This is a genomic window from Streptomyces fildesensis (assembly GCF_016107395.1).
Classification (GTDB): Bacteria; Actinomycetota; Actinomycetes; order Streptomycetales; family Streptomycetaceae; genus Actinacidiphila; species Actinacidiphila fildesensis.
The window spans coordinates 467,746-483,376 of sequence record NZ_JAAIKO010000001.1 but is presented as its reverse complement, the minus strand read 5'-3'; the positions used below and the strand labels follow the sequence as shown (position 1 = coordinate 483,376).

The window sequence follows — 15,631 nt, the reverse complement described above, 5'->3', positions numbered from 1 at the left end:
CATGGACGTCATTTCCGTCATCCGCACCAAGCGCGACCGCGGCCGCCTCAGCGACGAGCAGATCGACTGGGTCATCGACGCGTACACGCGCGGTGTCGTGGCCGACGAGCAGATGTCCGCGCTCGCCATGGCGATCCTCCTCAACGGCATGGACCGTGCCGAGATCGCCCGCTGGACCGCCGCGATGATCAACTCCGGTGAGCGGATGGACTTCTCCTCCCTCCCGCGCCCCACCTCCGACAAGCACTCCACCGGTGGCGTCGGCGACAAGATCACGCTGCCGCTGGCCCCGCTCGTGGCCGCCTGCGGCGCGGCCGTGCCGCAGCTGTCCGGCCGCGGCCTCGGCCACACCGGCGGCACCCTCGACAAGCTGGAGTCCATCCCGGGCTGGCGCGCGTCGCTGACCAACGCCGAGATGCTCGACGTGCTGCGCGGCACCGGCGCCGTCATCTGCGCCGCGGGCGACGGCCTCGCCCCCGCCGACAAGAAGCTCTACGCGCTGCGCGACGTCACCGGCACCGTCGAGGCGATCCCGCTCATCGCCTCCTCGATCATGTCGAAGAAGATCGCCGAGGGCACGGGGTCGCTCGTGCTCGACGTGAAGGTCGGCACCGGCGCCTTCATGAAGACGATCGAGGACGCGCGCGAGCTGGCGTCGACGATGGTCGGCCTCGGTACGGACCACGGCGTGCGCACGGTCGCGCTGCTGACGGACATGTCCACGCCGCTCGGCCTCACGGCCGGTAACGCGCTGGAGGTGCGGGAGTCTGTCGAGGTGTTGGCGGGCGGTGGGCCTTCCGACGTCGTCGAGCTCACGCTGGCGCTGGCGCGCGAGATGCTCGACGCGGCCGGTCTGCCCGACGCCGACCCGGCGAAGGCCCTCGCGGACGGCTCCGCGATGGACGTCTGGCGCCGCATGATCGCCGCCCAGGGCGGCGACCCCGACGCCACGTTGCCGGTGGCGCGGGAACAGCACGTCGTGCACGCCTCGACGAGCGGCGTCCTCGAAGTCCTCGACGCGTACGCCGTCGGCATCGCGGCGTGGCGCCTCGGCGCCGGGCGCGCGCGCAAGGAGGACGTGGTCCAGCTCGGCGCGGGCGTCGAGCTCCACGCCAAGCCGGGCGACTCCGTCGTGGCGGGCCAGCCCCTCATGACGCTGCACACGGACACGCCGGAGAAGTTCGCGTACGCGCTGGACGCGCTGGACGGTGGGGTGCTGGTGGGGGCGCCGGGCGCGGCGTTCGAGCCCAAGCCGATTGTGCTGGACCGGATCGCGTAACGCTGCGGGTGCGCGGGCGGGCCGGGGGCCGGTGACTCCGGGGGTGGGGTTCGAAATCGACTATTTACGGGCCTGGCGGCCCACAAATAGCTCGGCAGCATTTCGAACCCCACCCCCTCCGCCCCCGTCCCCCTCCGTCCGTACTCAGGCGTCGGGGAACTCGCCGTACCCGACTGCGGCCGCGAATGACCGCCATGCGTCGGCGGTGAAGACCAGGGCGGGCCCGTGCGGGTCCTTGGAGTCGCGGACGGCCATCGAGCCGTCTGCCAGGCGGGCGCCCTCGACGCATGCGCCGCCCTGGTTGTCGCTGTAGCTGGATGTGAACCAGGCAGCGTTGTTGAGGGCGCGGGCGCTGGTGGGCATCGGCATCTCTGCTCCTTAAGCTGCGGGGAACTCGCCGTTTTGGGTCGCGGACGCGAACGACTGCCATGCGTCGGCGGTGAAGATCAGGGCGGGGCCGTGCGGGTCCTTGGAGTCGCGGACGGCCATCGATCCGTCGGCGAGGCGGGCGCCCTCGACGCATGCGCCGCCGTGATCGTTGCTGTAGCTCGACTTGAACCAGTTGGTGTGCTTGAGGACGTCAGCCGTGGTGGTCATCGGTATCAGTGCTCCTTGATCGCTTCTTTGATCATGTTCAAGGACTCCTGCGGTCCCGGAGCGAGGGCCCGGAGTTCGGAGATCGAGTCCCCGTAGCGCTCCACGGCACTATCGCCTCTCTTGACCCAGGCGTCCGTCAGGTTCTCCAGGTAGACCATCGGCTTGAGCGCGAGCTTTTCCGGAAACTGGATGACGAAGAACGATCCGTTCATCCCCGAGTGGGCGCCGACGCGGAAGGGCACAACCTGCACGTTCACATTGTGCCGGGATTCAACTACGTTGATGACGTGGTTGAGTTGATCGCGCATGACGGTCGGGCTGCCGACTTTCCGTAGCAGCACCGCCTCGTCGATGATCGCGGTGAACTTCAGGGGCGAGTCTCCGCGACTGAGGATCGCCTGTCGGGTGGTGCGGACCGACACCACGCGGTCGATGTCCTCGGCTGGGCGTTCCCGGTGGGCGCGTTGGTGGATGGCGCGCACGTACGCCTCGGTCTGCAGCAGGCCGGGGACGAATTGGGACTCGTAGTTCTGGAGCGAGGTTGCAGTGGCCTCAAGGTCCAGGAATGCCTTGATCCCAGGGCCGATGACCGGGCGGTACTCAGGCATCAGCCACCAGTCGCGTTTGGTCTTGGTGACAGCCGCGTATCCCTGCAACCGAGCCCGGGTCTCCGTATCCGCTCCGTAGATCTCGCACAGAGCCATGACATCAGGGGTCTCGACGGACGAATTCTCCCCGGTTTCCAGCCGGGTGAGCTTCGACGGGCTCCAGATCAGCTTCTTGACCACTTGGGCACCCTTGAGGCCGGCGGCCAGCCGCAGTTGGCGCAGTTCGCTGCCTAACTGGAGGCGGCAGAGAGCGGGCGTTGCCGCCTCCACGTCTGTGATCATCTGCTTCTCCTCCGCGCAGTGTTCCAGTGTGTGGGGGAAGGTTCCGCGCGTGCAAGGAACCTTCTGCGCCACAGCGGGAGATGTCGTCGTGGGGTGTGAAATCCCTGGTGGGACAAGGAAGTTCACGCGAAAAGTTGACGGCAGAATTCCGCTGGAGCGCTATCACCGTAGCGCCGGGAGTGCCACGCTTGCATGCGGTTGCTCACATAGAGCACGCACGACTTCGCCGAGAGTAACGGCCCCGGGACGACGGAGGCACGACGATGCAACAGGTACCGCCCAGGGGCGGAGTTCGCGATGGGGCCTCCGTGGTGACAACGCGGTGGCCGTCCTCACCCCGCTCGGTCGGCCAGGCCCGGCACCTGCTGGAGGAGACGCTCAACGACTGGGGATTGGCAGGCCTCGTCGAACCGGCTGTGCTCGTCATCTCCGAGCTGATGACGAATGCGGTGGTGCACGGACGGGTGCCGGGGCGACGGGTCGAGACGCGGGTCATTCGGCTGGCCGGCGGCGTGCGCATCGAGGTGCATGACGCGAACGGGAAGCGGCCGGAGATGCGGCAGCCGTCCGAGGACGACGAATGGGGGCGCGGCCTCGCGCTGGTGCAGGAGCTCACCCGCGGATGCTGGGGCGTGAACACCCGCCAGGGCGTCGGCAAACTCGTCTGGGCCCAGGTGGCAGCCGACCCCAGCCGCCGCTGATGAGGCCCTGGCCTGCGGTTTCCTCGTTTGGGTGAACGGGATCGGTGGACGTCCACCGATCCCGTTCGGCATGCTGGGATCGGTGACGTACCGAACGAGGAGCACACCATGAGCGCACTCAACGTCGAGCCGGAGTCGCACAGCGGCTACGGCTGGGACGACCTCGTCCGTATCTGGGAAGAGACGGACGTACCCGAGGGCTGCACGGTGGAGATCATCGAGGGAACGTCACCGTGGCACCACCGCACGCCAATGACCACAACAGCATTGCCCATCGGATCCAACGCCACCTGTACAAGGTGATCCCTGAGGAGTGGGGGATCTTCCAGACGCTGGGGGTCGCGATCCCCCTCCGCAAGGGTCTCTACATCCCCGACCTGGTGGTCGCACCCGAAGCGGCACTGGCAACACCGGGGAATTTCATCTCTGCGAGCGAAGCCCACCTGGTCGTCGAGATCACCTCTCCGGGCAACGCCGGGCAGGACCGGATCAGCAAACCCGCCGCCTACGCGTGCGCCGGGGTGCGGCTGTATCTGCTGATCGACTCCTGGGCACCTGGCGGTCCGACCGTCACCCTGTTCAGCGAGCCGGAGGGTGATGTCTACCGGTCTCACCACGCCGTGAAGTTCGGCGATCCGATCGAGCTGCCCGCGCCGTTCGCGATCACGCTGGACACGGGATCGTTCCCGGTCGGCTAAGTGCCGGGCTCAGCCGGCGCCGGGGCTTGGACGTGAGGGGGGCGGGGCTGGAGGTGCAGGGGTCCGAAATGCTGCCGAGCTATTTGTGGGCGGCCACGCCCGTAAATAGTCGATTTCGGACCCCTGCACCGGAAGGCCCGGCCCCCGACCCACCACCGGCCCGAGCAGTAAGCACAGCGCGCCGCGTGGCGTAGAGGGTGATCCCCGCCACCCCAACCAGCGCCGAAAGGCTGAGGGCCACCGTCCCCTCCCACCCCGCCGCGTTGAAAGCGGAAGCGCCCACGGTGCCGCCCACGCTGTTCCCTATGTAGTACGCCGTCAGGTACAGCGCCGACGCCTGCGCCCGACCCGTCGTCGCCGTCCGGCTCACGGAAGACGACGCCACGGCGTGGCCGGTGAAGAAGCCACCGGTGATCAGTACGAGGCCGGCCAGCACCAGAACCAGCGACGTCGACAGAGTCAGCAGCAGGCCGGCCGCCGCCAGACTCACCGCGACGTAGAGCGACCCCCGGCGGCCGACCCGGCCAAGAAGCGCACCGGATCCCGCCGAGGCCGCCGTTCCCACCAGGTACACGAGGAAGATCAGGCCGACCGCGGTCTGCGAGAGCCCGAACGGCTCAGCCATCAGCCGATACCCGAGCACCGTGTAGACCGCGCCGAACACGGCCATGAAGAGCAGGCCGATCGCGTAGAGCCTGCGCAGCAGCGCGTTGCCGAGGTGGCCGGTGACGGTGCGGAGGAGGGCCGCCGGGTTGACCGGGCCGGGCTGGAAGTTGCGGGCCGGCGGGACCAGGAGGCGGAACGCGAGGGCGCAGGCGAGCGCGACGAGGCCGACGACGAAGAGGGCGGTGCGCCAGCCGAGTGCCTGGGAGACCGCTCCGGAGAACACCCGCGAGCTCATGCCGCCGATGCTGTTGCCCGCCACGTACAGGCCGATCGCGGAGGCCACCGCCTTGGGGTGGATCTCCTCGGCGAGGTACGCCATGGCGGTCGCGGGGAGCCCGGCCAGTGCCACGCCCTGCACGGCACGCAGCACGACGAGCGTGGTGAGGTCCGGGGCGAACGGGATCACGAGGGCCAGGAGAGCCGCGCTGAAGACGGAGGCGGTCATGACCGCCGTACGGCCGTACTTCTCGCTGAGCGCGCTCACCGGCAGCAGCGCGATGGCGAGGGCGGCGGTGGTGGCGGTGACCGTGAGGCTCGCCTGTGCGGGGGTCAGCGCGAGGTCGGCGGAGATCGCGGGGAGCAGTGCCTGCGTGGAGTACAGGAGCGCGAACGTGGCGAGACCGGCGGCGAAGAGCGCGAAGTTGGCGCGGCGGTAGCCGGGGCTGCCGGGGCTGAGCTTGGCGGTGGTGTCGGGGGACGGCGGAGCAGAGGCGCCCGCGCGCAGTGCGGCGGACGCCTCCGTATCGGCGGGAGGCATGCCATGAATCTAGGACCGCCGGTTTTATGCGTCCAATGCACAAACAGTGCAGTATTGATGCTGTGACGCATGAGAAGAGGTCAGCGGGGTCGATGTCATCGCCCCGCAACGGAAAAGACACTTCCGTAACAGGCCGGCCGCCGGTCGCGGCGCCGACCGTCGCGGACCTGGACGGCGAGTCCTGGGCGGCGGTGCTGGCGCCGCGCCTCGCCCAGTTCGCCGCCGTGGCGCGGCACGAGCACGTGACGCGCGCCGCGCAGCAACTCGGGATGCCGCAGTCGACGTTGAGCCGTGCGATGGTCCGGCTGGAGCAGGATCTGGGGGTCGCGCTGTTCGCCCGCCGGGGCCGCAACGTCCAGCTGACCCGCGCGGGTCACACCTTCCTGGCGTCGGCGGAGCGGGCGCTCGGCGAGGTGGAGCGGTCCGCCGAGGCGGTACGGGTGGACGCCGATCCGCACACGGGCAAGGTGGCGTTCGGCTTTCTGCACACGCTCGGGTCCGAGACCGTCCCGTCGCTGTTGCGCGGCTTCCGCGCGGACTATCCGCGCGTGCAGTTCCAGCTGGTGCAGAACTACGCCGAGGCGATGCTGGAGCGGCTGCGCGCCGGCGAGCTGGACCTGTGCCTGACGTCGCCGCCGCCGGACGCGCCGGACCTGGTGGTCCGGCGGCTCGACGAGCAGCGGCTGCGGCTGGTGGTCCCGGCCGACCACCGGCTGGCGAACCGTAAGCGGGTCCGGCTGGACGAGGCCGCGGGTGATCTGTTCGTCGCCCTCGAACCGGGCTACGGGCTGCGGCGGATCACCGACGACCTCTGCGCCGAGGCGGGCTTCGTACCGCGGCTCGCGTTCGAGGGCGAGGAGGCGGAGACGTTGCGCGGGTTGGTGGCGGCGGGGCTGGGCGTGGCTCTGTTGCCGCCGCCGGCGGTGCCGCGGCCGGGGGTGGTCGAGCTGACGGTGTCGGCGCCGCGCGCGGTGCGGTACATCGGGGTGGCGTGGCTGGACGGGCATCCGGACACGGCGCCGGTGGCGGCGTTCAAGAAGTTCCTGCTGTCGCGCCGGGGACAGCTGCTGCCGCGGTAGGGCGCGGCCCAGGGCCAGGCCCTAGTGGTGGAGGGACTGGCCGAAGCCGGAGGCGAGTGGCATTCGCAGGCCCAGCGGTGGTGGTGCCGCCAGTGCGTCCGCGATGGGGCGGGCGAAGGGGCGGTCGAGGAGGGCGCCCAGGGTGAAGTCGGTGGTGAGGGCGAAGATCTCGGCGCGGTGTTGGTGGAGGGTGTGGCCGTCGGTGTGGACCTCGAAGCGGCACACGTCGCGGTTGACCTTCTTGGCGCGTTCCGCGAGGAGGTAGGAGAGTTCGGGATCGGTGGCGAAGTCGTCGGTGCCGTGGGCTATGAGGACCTGGCGGCCGATGAGCTGTTTCACCGGATCGGGTTCCTCGCCGGGCGGCAGCCAAGGGGACAGCGCCACAACGGAGTTGACGGCGGGGTGGCCCGCGGCGTGCAGCGCCGCGCGGGCGCCCATGTCCATGCCGACGAGGCAGACCGGGACGTCGCCGTAGCGGCGGACGATCTCGCCGACGGCCCATGCGGCGTCCTCCGCCGGATGGGCGTTGCCGCCGTTCCAGCCGCGGTAGCGGTAGTGGACGACATGGGCGGCGAGGCCGTCGGCCCGGCCTTCGCGCACCAGATGGCGGGCGAGCGGCCACATGAGGGCGGCGGCCAGCGGGGAGCGGCGGCGGGTGCTGGTGGCGTCACCGCCGGGGAGGACAAGGACGACGGCGCGGACCGTCTCTCCGGTCTCGCGCCGCGGGGCGGGAACGAGTCCCGGCGCGACCGGCCGGCCGAGCCGGGCATCCCGCGCCGTTAATGCTTGCGAAGCCATGGCCCAACGATGGCAGACGGAGGGGTGTGCGCTACATGTCCGTGCGGAAAATAATCCGCCCCGGGAGGTGATCTACGCGCGTAGGCGGTATCGTTCGTGAATGCAGAGCCAGAAAACGAGCACCCCGACCCCGGACCAGATCCGTCGCGCGCCCAAGGTGCTCCTCCATGACCACCTCGACGGCGGGCTGCGTCCCGGCACGATCGTCGATCTCGCCCGCGAATCCGGCTACGCCGGTCTCCCCGAGTCCGATCCGGACAAGCTCGGCACCTGGTTCCGCGAGGCCGCCGACTCCGGCTCCCTGGAGCGGTACCTGGAGACGTTCGCCCACACCTGCGCGGTCATGCAGACCCGCGAGGCGCTGGTGCGGGTCGCCGCCGAGTGTGCCGAGGACCTCGCGGCCGACGGTGTCGTGTACGCGGAGATCCGCTACGCCCCCGAGCAGCACCTCGAAGCCGGACTGACCCTCGAAGAGGTCGTCGAAGCGGTCAACGAGGGCTTCCGTGAGGGCGAGCGCCGGGCCCGTGAGGACGGCAACCGCATCCGCGTCGGCGCGCTGCTGACCGCGATGCGGCACGCGGCCCGCTCGCTGGAGATCGCCGAACTCGCCAACCGCTACCGGGACCACGGCGTCGTCGGCTTCGACATCGCGGGCGCCGAGGCGGGCTTCCCGCCCACCCGGCACCTGGACGCCTTCGAGTACCTCAAGCGGGAGAACAACCACTTCACGATCCACGCCGGTGAGGCCTTCGGGCTGCCGTCGATCTGGCAGGCGCTGCAGTGGTGCGGCGCCGACCGGCTCGGCCACGGGGTGCGCATCATCGACGACATCCAGGTCGCCGAGGACGGTGCGGTCAAGCTGGGCCCGCTCGCCAGCTACGTCCGCGACAAGCGGATCCCGCTGGAGATGTGCCCGTCGTCCAACCTGCAGACGGCGGCGGCCGCCTCGTACGCCGAGCACCCCATCGGGCTGCTGCGCCGGCTGCACTTCCGGGTCACGGTGAACACCGACAACCGGCTGATGAGCGGTACGAGCATGAGCCGTGAGTTCGAGCACCTGGTCGAGGCTTTCGCGTACTCCCTCGATGACCTGCAGTGGTTTACGGTCAATGCGATGAAATCAGCATTCATCCCTTTCGATGAACGTCTCGCGATGATCAATGACGTAATCAAGCCCGGATACGCCGAGCTGAAGGCGGAGTGGCTGTTCCAGCAGGCCGCCGCCACACCGGCGCTGGCCAGCGGTTCTGCCACACCGCAGGGCTGATCGGAAAACCTTCGGGCGTGGCCGTGACCCCCGGGTTACGGCCACGCCCGTACATATTTTCCCCGCTTGCACCCTTCGTGATGTCATGACTACGTTCCGGAGCCATGACGACCCGAACCATGAAGACCCTTGGTGCCGCCGCTCTCGGCGTCGCCTTCGCCGCCGCTGCCGCCGGCTCCGCCTCGGCCGCCGCCCTCCCCGCCGTCGACGCCCTGGGCACGGTCGGCCAGCTCGCCGGCCAGCTGCCGACCGGCCAGGTCACCGACACCCTGCCCGGCCTCAGCACGGCCACCGAGTCCACCAAGACGGTGCTCACCGGAAGCGGCTCCACGCTGCCGGAGGCCCAGAAGGACCCGGTCGGCGGCCTCCTCGGCGGTCTGCCGGTGGCCAAGGGCGTGACGACCAACAGCCTGCCGACCGGCCCGGTGGCCACCAACGCGCTGCCCGGCGGCCTGCTCGGCGGCTGACCCTCCCGCACCACAGCACCGACCCCGCGGTGCCCAGCCGCGGACCGACCAGCGACCGCTACGCGCATCGTGACGCGGCGACGGGCCGTACCCTGCCTTCCCGGCGGGGTACGGCCCGTCGCTCTTGCTACGCTCCGCGCGTGCACATTCCCCAGAGGATCGCCGGGTTCGCGCTGCTCGCGCCCCTGTTGCTGGTCACGGCCTGCAGCGGATCGTCCGGCGGCGACACGGCCGGGGCCTCCACCGGGCCGGGCGCCACCACGCCGGCCGTGCTGCCCGCGCGCACGGCGCTGGAGCGGACGGCGCTCGTGCCGGGGGACGTGCCGGGCTTCACGGTGACGGCGGGCTATGCCGCCGGTGCGGCCGCCGACGCCACGGCGGCCGACAAGCGCGCGTGCCAGCCGCTCGCCGATCTGCTCTCCGGGCGTCCGCCGGCCGGTGCCAAGGAGACCGTCCCGAGGGCGCTCGCCCCGGCCGGCCAGAAGATGCCCGGCGCGGGCGTCACCGTCACGCTCTCCGCCTATGGCAGCGGGGGAGCGCAGAAGGCGGTCGCGGCCCTGCGGACCGCGGTTCACGCGTGCGCGGCCGGCTTCAAGCCGGTCATCGGGGGCGTCACCGGAGTGCCGGTGGCGGTCGCCCCGCGGCCCGCGCTCGAACTGGGCGACGACGATCTGCGGTTCGCGCTCGGCTTCGCGGCGGGCGGCAGCGGCGCACGGCAGGACTTCGTCGTGATCCGTACCGGCTCGACCGTCAGCATCTTCCGCGGCGCGGACGTCACCCTGGCGAAGAGCTACGACGTGCCGCCGGCGGTGGTCACCGCGCAGCTGAAGAAGCTGGGCGCGCCGGTCACCAAGCGGCGGTAGCGGACTTCTCCGCCGGGAGCATCACCCACAGGGCGATGTAGAGCAGGAACTGCGGGCCGGGAAGCAGGCACGACAGCAGGAAGATCACCCGCATCGTCGTGGCGGAGGTGCCGAACCGGTTGGCCAGCGCGGCGCAGACACCGCCGATCATGCGGCCGTTGGTGGGGCGGGCGAGGGCGCTCATCTCGTACTCCTGTCGGAAGGTCGGATGCCGGAGGTTTCCGGTGTTCCGATGTCTCCAACGCTACGAGTACATACCCTGTCGAATCATCGCTCTACGGGGCGATCCCGACCCTGGGAGTCGTCGGGGACGACCCCTGAGACCGGGCCCGGGGTCCGGGCCCGGTGAGGGCACCGAACCCGCGGCGGCGCAGCAGCCGCCGGGCCGCGGGGACGACCGCCAGATACGCCAGGGCGACGCCCGCCGTGTTCAGCAGCAGCGCGTCGATGTCGAAGATCTGGCCCGGCACCACCGTCTGCAGGAACTCCACGGACAGCGACACCATCAGTCCGGCGAAGACCGTGCGGGCGAAGGAGCCGACCCCGGGGGTGCGGATCCGGCCGCCCGTCATCGGCAGCAGGACACCGAGCGGGGCGAGCAGCAGCAGTCCCGCGAGCAGCCGCCGGGCCGCCTCGAACGGGCTCATGGCCAGGTCGGCGTGGATGGTGTCGAGCGGCCGCAGATTGGGCGCCGCCACCCAGGGAACGTAGTGCGGCCGGAGCATCAGCCATCCGACGAAGGACAGATGCACGGCGGTGAGCACCAGGCCCATCGCGCGTGCCTTCAGGATCGGGGCTTCAGGCTGCACGAGGGGAATGACGCCATTCACTTGACGACGGTTCCCGCCGTGTCCGCCGCGTCCGGCCTGGTGCGCAGTGCGGACGTGCAGAGGTAGCGCTTGACGGGGTCCGCGGCATCCGGACCGCCGAGCGGTACGGAGCGGTCCGCGAGGCCGACACCGGGCGCGGCCGTGAAGGTGCACACCAGCTGGGCCAGTGCGAAGGACGGCAGTTCGTCCAGCGACAGGTTCAGCCGCAGCGAGTCCTTCGGATCACCCGGCCTGGGGCCGGTGAGGTTCAGGTTGCCGGGCACCTCGGTGGCGAACCCGGCCTCCGCCTCCCCGGCCGACGGCCGGCGCTTCAGCTGGTCGAGCAGCTCATGGGCGGCGATCAGCCGGCTCGCCGGAGCGGGGCGCGCCCCGGTGACGTCGGAGCTGGTGACGGTCCGGGTGACCTGCGCGGCCAGCGCGCTGCACACCAGGTACACCTTCACGACGGTGGCGCCGGGCGTCTCCGGCGGGACGGTCGCCTGGGGCACGGCGCACGACACCCGGGTGGGCGCGGGTCCCGCGTCCACCGGCACGGTGGTCGTCCGGATGCCGCAGCCGCAGGTGGCGGCGGTGACGAGGGCCGCGAGCAGCGCGGCGGTGCGGAGTGTTCCGGCCCGCGAGGAGCGCAGGCCGTTCTGCAGGAGGGACGTCATGGTCGTCACGGTCGGCCGTCCTCGTCGCCCTCGGGCAGTGCCTCGGCGGGCCGCACCGGCAGGTACAGGGTGAAGACGGCGCCGCCGCCCGGCGCGTTCGCGGCGGTGATGTCGCCGTCGTGGATGTGTGCGTTCTCCATCGCGATCGACAGGCCGAGCCCGCTGCCCTCCGAACGGGCGCGGGACGCGTCCGCCTTGTAGAAACGGTCGAAGACGTGCGGCAGCACGTCCTCGGGGATGCCGGGACCGTTGTCCGCGACGCTGATGACCAGCTGGTCCTCGGCGGTCCGCACCGACACCCGGACCGGGGAGCCGCCGTGCTTGAGCGCGTTCCCGATCAGATTCGCCATGATCACATCGAGCCGGCGCGGGTCCAGGCGGACGAAGATGCCGCGCGGCGCGTCCAGCTCGACGGAGTCCAGCCAGGCCCGCGCGTCCATGCACGCCGTCACCATGTCGGCCACGTCGACCTCGTCGAGCAGCAGCCGGGCGGTGCCCGCGTCGAAGCGGGTGACCTCCATCAGGTTCTCCACCAGCTCGTTGAGCCGGCGGGTCTCACTGACCACCAGGCGCACGGCGGGCGCGATCATCGGGTCGAGGGAGTCGGCCTCGTCCTCCAGCACCTCGGTCACGGCGGTGATCGCGGTGAGCGGGGTGCGCAGCTCATGCGACATGTCGGCGACGAAGCGGCGGCTGGCGGCCTCCCGCGCGCTCAGCTCCTCCACCCGCGTCTCCAGGGCCTCCGCCGCCTTGTTGAACGTCCTGGACAGTTCCGCCAGCTCGTCCGTGCCCGACACCTTCAGCCGGGTGCCGAGCCGGCCCTCGCCGAGCTGCTGCGCCGCGACACCGAGCCGCTGGACGGGCCGCAGCACCGTCGAGGCGGCGGCCTGGGCCAGCAGGGCGGAGCCGATCAGCGCGAGCATCGTGGCGATCCCCAGCGACCAGGCCAGGGAGTTGAGGTCCTTGCGCTCCGCGTCCAGCGACTTGAGCATGTAGCCGGTCGGGCCGTCGTCCATGATCTTCGCGCCGGCCACCAGGTACGGCGTGCCGTGCAGCGAGATCCGCAGCCAGTGCAGGTGGTACTTGTTGTCCTGTTGCTTGTGCCGGGTGTTCACCGCGTCCTGGAGTGCCTTCGGCACATCGTCCAGGGTGAAGACGTCGCGGCTGGACGGCGCCGCGCACGGCCCGTTGTCCGGGGTCCTGTCGATGAGCAGCACCGCGTAGCTGCCGGGGCCGCCCATCTCGTCGGCGGCGTCCTTCAGCCCCTCGCACGGCGGGTTGACCGGCAGCGAGGCCGCGTTGCGCTGCAGCGAGTCGCGGAAGTCGTTGAGCGCGGAGTTCTGCGCACGGGTCAGCACCGCGTCACGGTTCAGCCAGTACGCGATCCCGGAGGCGGACACGGCGGCCGTCAGCGCCACCGCGGCGAACACCGCGACCAGCCGCAGCCGCAGGCTGGTCCAGCGCAGCATGCCGGTGGCCCAGCCGAAGAACCGGTCCGTCACTGCGGCGTGTCCAGGCGGTACCCGACACCGCGGACCGTACGAATGAGGGTCGGTGACGACGGAACGTCCTCGATCTTCGCGCGCAGCCGCTGCACACAGGCGTCGACCAGCCGCGAGTCACCGAGGTAGTCGTGCTCCCACACCAGCCGCAGCAACTGCTGCCGGGACAGGGCCTGGCCGGGCCGGCGGCTCAGCTCCAGCAGCAGCCGCAGCTCGGTCGGCGTCAGCTGCAGATCCTCGCCGTCCTTCGTCACCGTCATCGCCGAACGGTCGATCACGATGGAGCCGAAGGCCGCGGAATCCGTGCTGTCGCGCTCACCGCGGCGCAGCACGGCGCGGATGCGGGCGTCGAGCACCCGGGGCTGGACGGGCTTGATGACATAGTCGTCGGCCCCCGACTCCAGCCCCACGACGACATCGATGTCGTCGCTGCGGGCGGTCAGCAGGATGATCGGCAACTGGTCGGTGCGCCGGATCCGGCGGCACACCTCGAAGCCGTCGATGCCCGGCAGCATCACATCCAGCACGATCAGGTCGGGGCGCTGCTCCTTGAGCAGCTTCAGGCCGTCCTCGCCCGTCGCCGCGGCAACCACACGGTGGCCCTGGCGGGACAGGCCGAGTTCGAGGCCGGTACGGATGGCGTCGTCATCCTCGATAAGCAACAGGAAAGGCACGCCGGTCATTGTGACCTACCGGATGCCCATGTATCGAGCACTGGGGGATCTCACCTCAAGGATCGGCCTCCGGCTCACTCTGCGTGTACCGGAAGTCTCTGTGACGGGCCTGTGACACTCGGCGGACAGCGCCATGAAACTGGCCCGGCAGTCTTATGGACCTAAGGCAGCGGCATCCACACGGAGACCGACGCCGAATATCACCAAGACGGTTCCACCGACGGGGGCGCGACATGAACGCACTGCACAGCACCACCACCACCGCAGTCCTTCAGCCGCGCCAGCACACCGCCGGCCGGAACGACGGGAAGTCCGGTGCCGCGAACGGACGGGGGTGCGCTCGCGGCACCGGACGACAGACGGCACAGAGCACCGGCCAGGTGACCCGCAACCGGCCGCCGTACATGACGGCGATCGAGGGCGGCGCCGGTGCACCGGCCGCCACGGCCACCGCAACGGCCACCATTCCGGTACCGCGGCACGACAGCCTGGCGGAGGCGGAGTTCACCGCCTACGTCAAGGACCGCCGCGCCTCCCTCTACGCCACCGCTTACCACCTGACCGGTGACCGTTACGAGGCCGAGGACCTGCTGCAGAGCGCGCTGTTCTCCACCTACCGCGCCTGGGACCGGATCAGCGACAAGGCGGCCGTCGGCGGCTACCTGCGCCGCACCATGACCAACCTGCACATCAGCGCCTGGCGCCGCCGCAAGCTCAACGAGTACCCGACCGAGGAACTGCCGGAGACGGTGGGCGAGTCGGACGCGATGGGCGGCACCGAACTGCGCGCCGTGCTGTGGCAGGCGCTGGCCAAGGTTCCCGAGACCCAGCGCACCATGCTGGTGCTCCGCTACTACGAAGGCCGCACCGACCCGGAGATCGCCGACATCCTCGGCATCAGCGTCGGCACGGTCAAGAGCAGCATCTGGCGCTCGCTGCGCCGGATGCGCGAGGACGAGGCGCTGAGCTTCGGCCGCGACGAGGAGGAGTCGTTCGGCGAGCTGGTGGCCTGACGATTCGGACCGTCCACAGAACGCCGGTCGGGGGACCGGCGGGGGGGAACGGGGAAGCGGGGGGAACGGGGGATACGGGGGAACGGGGAGCGGGGGAAAAACCGGGGGGTACGGGGGAAAGCCGCGGTCGGGGGAGCGCGGTGGGTGCGGGACCGGGCAGTCCGGGGGGACTGCTTGGTCCCGCACCTGTTTGTGCGTGCGGGGCGGGGGCCGGGGCCGTCGTTCGGGGCGGTTACGCGTCCACGGGTATGTCGGTCGGCTGGTCCGCCGCCGCGCGCGGTGCGGGCAGCGGCAGCGCGGTGATGCGGCGCAGTGCTTCGTCCTGGCCGCACGGGTAGGCGCCCAGTGCGGTCTGCCGGGCCACGATCGCCCGCTCGCCGCGCATCAGCCGCCAGCCCCTGCGCAGCAGGACCGTCACGGACTTGCGGCCCTCGGCCAGATCGCGGCGGAACCGCCGCCAGGCCGTGACGGCCGGACTGCCGCGCAGGCACAGGGTGTCCGCCAGCAGTCCCAGTTCGCGGCAGCGGTCGGTGATGTCGGCCGCGAAGATGCCCTCGGCGACGAAGACGGGGGAGCCCGTCAGTTCGACATGGATCTCGCCGGTGATGGAGCTCGACGCGATGTCGTACTCGGGCACCGAGGCGGTGCCGGTCGCGCACAGCGTGCTGATCGCCGCCACCGCCGCGTCCGCGTCCCAGGAGAGCGCCGAGTCCCAGTCCGTGCCGGCGCCGTGCGCCAGTTGGGGGAGGGTCGGGTCGTCGCCCTCCTTGTAGAAGTCGTCGAGGTGCAGCACCGGCAGCCCGGTACGGGCGGCCAGGGACGACTTGCCGGACCCGGAAGGGCCGGCCAGCAGGATCACGCGCGCGGTGGACGGAGAGGAACTCACGAGAGAACAGT

20 protein-coding genes are annotated in these 15,631 nt (G+C 70.8%); 9 read left to right on the top strand and 11 right to left on the bottom strand.

The window, feature by feature from the left end:
- Position 1 precedes the first annotated feature (1 nt).
- On the top strand, positions 2-1,279 hold the full coding sequence (locus C6N31_RS02115) for a thymidine phosphorylase (RefSeq protein ID WP_138352221.1): 1,278 nt from the start codon (positions 2-4) through the stop codon (positions 1,277-1,279).
- Between the two features lie 144 nt (positions 1,280-1,423).
- On the opposite strand, the gene C6N31_RS02110 is transcribed toward C6N31_RS02115, so the two are convergent.
- Genes C6N31_RS02110 through C6N31_RS02100 form a run of 3 tightly spaced genes read right to left on the bottom strand, consistent with a single transcriptional unit; the run spans position 1,424 to position 2,766 of the window.
- A complete protein-coding gene (locus tag C6N31_RS02110) occupies positions 1,424-1,648 on the bottom strand; it encodes a DUF397 domain-containing protein (RefSeq protein ID WP_381585557.1) in 225 nt (74 codons plus the stop codon).
- 9 nt (positions 1,649-1,657) lie between these two features.
- Complete coding sequence (locus tag C6N31_RS02105; protein WP_198357055.1) at positions 1,658-1,876, bottom strand: DUF397 domain-containing protein; 219 nt, start codon at positions 1,874-1,876, stop codon at positions 1,658-1,660.
- A gap of 5 nt (positions 1,877-1,881) precedes the next feature.
- The gene (locus tag C6N31_RS02100; protein WP_198357054.1) at positions 1,882-2,766 is read right to left on the bottom strand and encodes a helix-turn-helix domain-containing protein; all 885 of its coding nucleotides are present in this window, start codon (positions 2,764-2,766) and stop codon (positions 1,882-1,884) included.
- Positions 2,767-3,074: 308 nt separating this feature from the next.
- On the opposite strand from C6N31_RS02100, the gene C6N31_RS02095 reads away from it, so the two are divergent.
- The 3 genes from C6N31_RS02095 (at position 3,075) to C6N31_RS02090 (ending at position 4,165) form a co-directional block, all read left to right on the top strand.
- Positions 3,075-3,467, top strand: coding sequence for an ATP-binding protein (locus C6N31_RS02095; RefSeq protein WP_307811163.1), 393 nt, complete (start codon positions 3,075-3,077; stop codon positions 3,465-3,467).
- A gap of 108 nt (positions 3,468-3,575) precedes the next feature.
- Positions 3,576-3,770, top strand: coding sequence for a hypothetical protein (locus tag C6N31_RS45865; RefSeq protein WP_307811161.1), 195 nt, complete (start codon positions 3,576-3,578; stop codon positions 3,768-3,770).
- Complete coding sequence (locus tag C6N31_RS02090) at positions 3,701-4,165, top strand: Uma2 family endonuclease (protein ID WP_307811159.1); 465 nt, start codon at positions 3,701-3,703, stop codon at positions 4,163-4,165. The genes C6N31_RS45865 and C6N31_RS02090 overlap by 70 nt, the downstream gene beginning before the upstream one ends.
- A gap of 79 nt (positions 4,166-4,244) precedes the next feature.
- Here the strand turns inward: C6N31_RS02090 and C6N31_RS02085 are convergent, their stop codons facing one another.
- On the bottom strand, positions 4,245-5,588 hold the full coding sequence (locus C6N31_RS02085; RefSeq protein WP_198357052.1) for an MFS transporter: 1,344 nt from the start codon (positions 5,586-5,588) through the stop codon (positions 4,245-4,247).
- A 92-nt stretch (positions 5,589-5,680) separates the two neighbouring features.
- Between C6N31_RS02085 and C6N31_RS02080 the strand changes: the two genes are divergently transcribed.
- Positions 5,681-6,667 (top strand): LysR family transcriptional regulator, encoded by a 987-nt coding sequence (locus C6N31_RS02080; protein ID WP_138352215.1) that lies wholly within the window; start codon positions 5,681-5,683, stop codon positions 6,665-6,667.
- A gap of 21 nt (positions 6,668-6,688) precedes the next feature.
- Here C6N31_RS02080 and C6N31_RS02075 read toward each other — a convergent pair whose 3' ends face one another.
- A complete protein-coding gene (locus C6N31_RS02075; RefSeq protein ID WP_138352214.1) occupies positions 6,689-7,465 on the bottom strand; it encodes an alpha/beta fold hydrolase in 777 nt (258 codons plus the stop codon).
- Positions 7,466-7,565: 100 nt separating this feature from the next.
- Between C6N31_RS02075 and C6N31_RS02070 the strand changes: the two genes are divergently transcribed.
- The 3 genes from C6N31_RS02070 to C6N31_RS02060 all read left to right on the top strand — a co-directional run bounded on the left by C6N31_RS02070 (position 7,566) and on the right by C6N31_RS02060 (position 10,062).
- On the top strand, positions 7,566-8,732 hold the full coding sequence (locus C6N31_RS02070; RefSeq protein ID WP_138352213.1) for an adenosine deaminase: 1,167 nt from the start codon (positions 7,566-7,568) through the stop codon (positions 8,730-8,732).
- A gap of 104 nt (positions 8,733-8,836) precedes the next feature.
- Positions 8,837-9,199, top strand: a complete 363-nt coding sequence (locus C6N31_RS02065; RefSeq protein ID WP_138352212.1) for an ATP-binding protein — start codon at positions 8,837-8,839, stop codon at positions 9,197-9,199.
- 140 nt (positions 9,200-9,339) lie between these two features.
- Positions 9,340-10,062, top strand: a complete 723-nt coding sequence (locus tag C6N31_RS02060; protein WP_198357051.1) for a hypothetical protein — start codon at positions 9,340-9,342, stop codon at positions 10,060-10,062.
- Here the strand turns inward: C6N31_RS02060 and C6N31_RS02055 are convergent.
- The 5 genes from C6N31_RS02055 to C6N31_RS02035 all read right to left on the bottom strand — a co-directional run bounded on the left by C6N31_RS02055 (position 10,046) and on the right by C6N31_RS02035 (position 13,721).
- Entirely contained in the window at positions 10,046-10,246 is a 201-nt protein-coding gene (locus C6N31_RS02055) for a PspC domain-containing protein (protein WP_138352210.1), read from the bottom strand. The two genes, C6N31_RS02060 and C6N31_RS02055, sit on opposite strands and share 17 nt — an antisense overlap.
- A 91-nt stretch (positions 10,247-10,337) precedes the next feature.
- Entirely contained in the window at positions 10,338-10,871 is a 534-nt protein-coding gene (locus C6N31_RS02050) for a VanZ family protein (RefSeq protein ID WP_307811157.1), read from the bottom strand.
- A 17-nt stretch (positions 10,872-10,888) separates the two neighbouring features.
- A complete protein-coding gene (locus C6N31_RS02045; protein ID WP_232484668.1) occupies positions 10,889-11,545 on the bottom strand; it encodes a hypothetical protein in 657 nt (218 codons plus the stop codon).
- Positions 11,546-11,550: 5 nt separating this feature from the next.
- A complete protein-coding gene (locus C6N31_RS02040; protein ID WP_198357111.1) occupies positions 11,551-13,014 on the bottom strand; it encodes a sensor histidine kinase in 1,464 nt (487 codons plus the stop codon).
- Positions 13,015-13,043: 29 nt separating this feature from the next.
- The gene (locus tag C6N31_RS02035) at positions 13,044-13,721 is read right to left on the bottom strand and encodes a response regulator (RefSeq protein ID WP_187144990.1); all 678 of its coding nucleotides are present in this window, start codon (positions 13,719-13,721) and stop codon (positions 13,044-13,046) included.
- 233 nt (positions 13,722-13,954) lie between these two features.
- Here C6N31_RS02035 and C6N31_RS02030 point away from each other — a divergent pair, with 233 nt between their 5' ends.
- Positions 13,955-14,734 (top strand): SigE family RNA polymerase sigma factor, encoded by a 780-nt coding sequence (locus tag C6N31_RS02030; RefSeq protein WP_138352208.1) that lies wholly within the window; start codon positions 13,955-13,957, stop codon positions 14,732-14,734.
- 232 nt (positions 14,735-14,966) lie between these two features.
- Here the strand turns inward: C6N31_RS02030 and C6N31_RS02025 are convergent, their stop codons facing one another.
- Positions 14,967-15,620, bottom strand: coding sequence for a uridine kinase family protein (locus C6N31_RS02025; protein ID WP_244809366.1), 654 nt, complete (start codon positions 15,618-15,620; stop codon positions 14,967-14,969).
- Positions 15,621-15,631: the final 11 nt, after the last annotated feature.